The sequence below is a fragment of the Actinomycetospora sp. genome (assembly GCF_036497245.1).
Classification (GTDB): Bacteria; Actinomycetota; Actinomycetes; order Mycobacteriales; family Pseudonocardiaceae; genus Actinomycetospora.
Genome location: NZ_DASXJS010000287.1, coordinates 1 through 3,206, shown reverse-complemented (window position 1 = coordinate 3,206; position 3,206 = coordinate 1). Strand labels below are relative to the sequence as shown.

Annotated in this window: 4 protein-coding genes; all 4 read left to right on the top strand. The window is 73.3% G+C overall.

Annotated features, from left to right (window positions below; genetic code table 11):
* A partial coding sequence (locus VGI02_RS29060; RefSeq protein WP_331633603.1) for a class I SAM-dependent methyltransferase occupies positions 1–703 on the top strand: 703 nt, incomplete at its 5' end.
* 11 nt (positions 704–714) lie between these two features.
* Entirely contained in the window at positions 715–1,308 is a 594-nt protein-coding gene (locus VGI02_RS29055) for a hypothetical protein (protein WP_331633602.1), read from the top strand.
* A 65-nt stretch (positions 1,309–1,373) separates the two neighbouring features.
* On the top strand, positions 1,374–1,961 hold the full coding sequence (locus tag VGI02_RS29050; protein ID WP_331633599.1) for a hypothetical protein: 588 nt from the start codon (positions 1,374–1,376) through the stop codon (positions 1,959–1,961).
* 51 nt (positions 1,962–2,012) lie between these two features.
* Positions 2,013–3,206, top strand: a 1,194-nt coding sequence (locus VGI02_RS29045; protein ID WP_331633597.1) for a DUF222 domain-containing protein, incomplete at its 3' end; no start/stop codon positions are given.

Sequence of the window (3,206 nt, the reverse complement as noted above, 5' to 3'; positions counted from 1 at the left end):
GTTCCGTCATCTCGCCCGGGTGGGCGTCGCGCCGGGATGGCGGTGCTGGGAGGTCGGGGCAGGCGGAGCGAGCGTGCCCTCGTGGCTGGCGGGCCGGGTCGGACCGGACGGCCTGGTGCTCGCCACCGACCTCGACACCTCGTGGCTCGAGGCCCGCGTCGGGCCACCGGTGGTGGTCCGCCGTCACGACGTCGGGCTCGACGACCCGCCCGCCACCGGGCTCGACCTGGTGCACGCACGCCTCGTGCTCACCCACGTCCCGCAGCGGCAACGGGCGCTGGAGTCGATGGTCGCCGCGCTGCGGCCGGGCGGGTGGCTGGTCCTCGAGGACGCCGACCCCGGCCTGCAGCCCCTGCTCTGCCCCGACGAGTCCGGCCCCGCTCAGCACCTGGCGAACCGGCTCCGCCACGGCTTCCGGACCCTCATGGCCGGCCGCGGCGCCGACCTGGCGTTCGGACGAACCCTGCCGCGGCTGCTGCGGGAGCAGGGCCTGGCCGACGTCAGCGCCGACGCGTACTTCCCGATCGCGGGACCGGGGTGCACCGCGCTCGAGGTCGCGACCGTCGAGCAGATCCGGGAGCGCCTGATCGGTTCCGGCGTCGCCACGGCGGACGAGATCGACGAGCACCTCGGGAACGTCGCGGCCGGTCGCGTGCCCGATCTCGCGACCTCACCGATGATCACCGCCTGGGGCCGGGTCTAGGGTCCTGCCGCGTGGTTCCAGAGGAGTACTCGGAGTTCTTCGTCGCCACCGCGACGGTGGCCGGAGCCCTCATCGGGCTGCTCTTCGTCGCGATCTCGGTGCGGCCCACCGCCGCGTCGCGCGGCGCCCACATCACCTCGCGCCTGCGCGCGGTCGCGGCACTGTCCGCGTTCCTGAACACGCTGTTCCTGTCCCTGTTGGCGCTGCGGCCCCGGATCGACCTCGGCGGGGTGGCCGTGGGGCTCGGCGTGGCCGGGCTCGTGTCGATGCTGATCCTGCTGGTGCTGCTGATGACCCAGGGCCGTGACCAGCCCTGGCGTCTGGCTCAAGGGGTGGTGCTGGTTCTCGGCCAGGGTGTCCTCTACGTCGTCCAACTGCGGGACGGCCTGGTGCTGAGCGCGAGCCCGTCCGACGTCGCGCAGGTCGACGGTCTGGCGATCATCGTGATCATCCTGTTCGCGCTGGGCATCGCCCGGGCGTGGGAGTTCGCGGGAGCGGACAACCCGTCGTTGCTCGGCGCGATCGCCCGGGTCACAGGCGTCCCTGGCACGCGGGACGACCCGGACGACGGGCCCGCCCCGGACGACCCCGGCCGGAGGGCTTGAGGAGCTCGTTACCCGCCACACTGCGAGCCGTCGGGAACCAGGCCCGACGTCGGGAGGAACGAGCCGTGTGGATCCGCGTGGCCCGGGTGGTCGTCGTCCTCATGCTGCCGTTGCTGGCGATCGCCGGGTGCGGCCCGTCGTCGAGTACCTCGTCGCCGAGCCCGACGACGAGCGCCGTGCCGGCGGACCCGACCCAGAGCGCCTCGGACGCGGCGCCGGTCGACGGCAACTGCCCCACGAGCAACACCACGGCGTTCGCGAAGACGAAGTTCCTCCTGCACGCCGGCCTCGCCTTCGGCGCCTTCCACCGGTACCTGTGGAAGCCCTATCAGGCCGGGACGTTCGGCAAGGGTGCGAACGGCCGCGTCACCGCGTTCATCAAGGGCGGGCTGGCGGCTCTGTTCGTGAAGCGTGAGGTGCGGCTCGCGAGCGAGGACGTGAAGGCCAACCCGACGTTGTGCCGATCGATCGCGGCGCCGCTGGCCTCGATCGGCAACGATGTCCAGGGCGCTGTGGACAAGCTCAAGGGCGGCGACGCCAGCAGCCTGAGCCGCGTCGACTCCACGATCACGTCGGCGGAGGGCGCGTCGAGCAAGGGAGGCGTTCCCGTGGTCGAGGACGCCGATCCCGATCTGACGTCCACGCCGCGCTGACGGCGCATCGGTCCGGCGAGACTGTCAGACCTTCGAACTAGTGTTCTAGTCATGGCAGTGATGGTGGGTGACGCGGTCGCACCCGATGACGGCGGCCCGCCGCTCGAGCTGGCCGCGTTCAACGAGGAGCTGCCCGACGATCTGCTGCTGGCGCTGGATCCGGCGTCGGTGCCCGGGGAGTGGGCGGATGCTGGGATGGCGGCGGCGTTCCGGGCGGAGAACCATTGGGCGTGGGCCCGCTCACGCTGGACCTGGGAGGCATGGCGGGCCACCGCGGGCACCACCGAACGTGTCGCCGAGCGGCCGCGGCCGGGGAAGATCCCGGCGGCGTCGCTGGGCTGGTCGGAGCAGTACGGGGCGACGCAGATCGAGTTCGCCCGGCAAATCCTCATCCGGCTCCCCGCCCTGGGCGAGGCGATGCGCGAGGGCTGGCTCGAGGAGCGCAAGGCGGCGAAGTTCGTGAGCATCGTGGCCGAGCTGGATGATGCGCAGGCTCGGCTGGTGGTGGAGCGGCTGCTGGGGCGTGCCCCGGGGTGGACGTACGCGCAGTTGCAGGACCGGATCGAGGCGGAGGCGAAGGCGGTCGATCCGGGGTGGGCGGAGGCTCGCCAAGCCGCGGCGGTCGCCCGGCGACGGTTGTTGTTCCGGGCGGCGCCGTCGGGGTCGACCGAGCTGTGCGGGCTGGATCTGCCTCCGGAGCCCGCGCAGGACGCCTACGACCGGATCGTGGCGCTCGCTGATGTCGTGGGTGCCCGGCTGCGCGCGGCGGGTCGGGATGCGCCGCGGGGCCCGGTCCAGACCGAGGTGCTGCTGGTGCTGACCGGCCCGGACGGGGCCGGGCTGTGGGACGACGACGTCATCGAGCTGGTCCTGGCCCGCTTCACCGACCCCGGACCCGATCAAGGCCCCGAGCCTGACGGGGAACCGGGCAACGGGCCCGATGGCAGCCCCGACAGCGGCCCGGACGATCGACCCGACGGCGGAAGCGAACCCGGCCCCGAGGGCGGCCCGGACGATCTACCCGACGGCGGAAGCGAGCCCGGCCCCGACAGCGGACCCGACGACGGGCCTGGTCCGGACGGGGCACCTGAGGGCGGCCCTGAGGGTGCCGCCGGACCCGACTCCCCGCCGGAGAGCGGATCGGCCGGCCGGACCGACGCCGAAGATGGCGACTTCAGCGCTCAGCCCGATCCCGACGCGCCACGTCCCGGCGAGAACCCGGAGGACGGTCCGGATCGGCCCGAC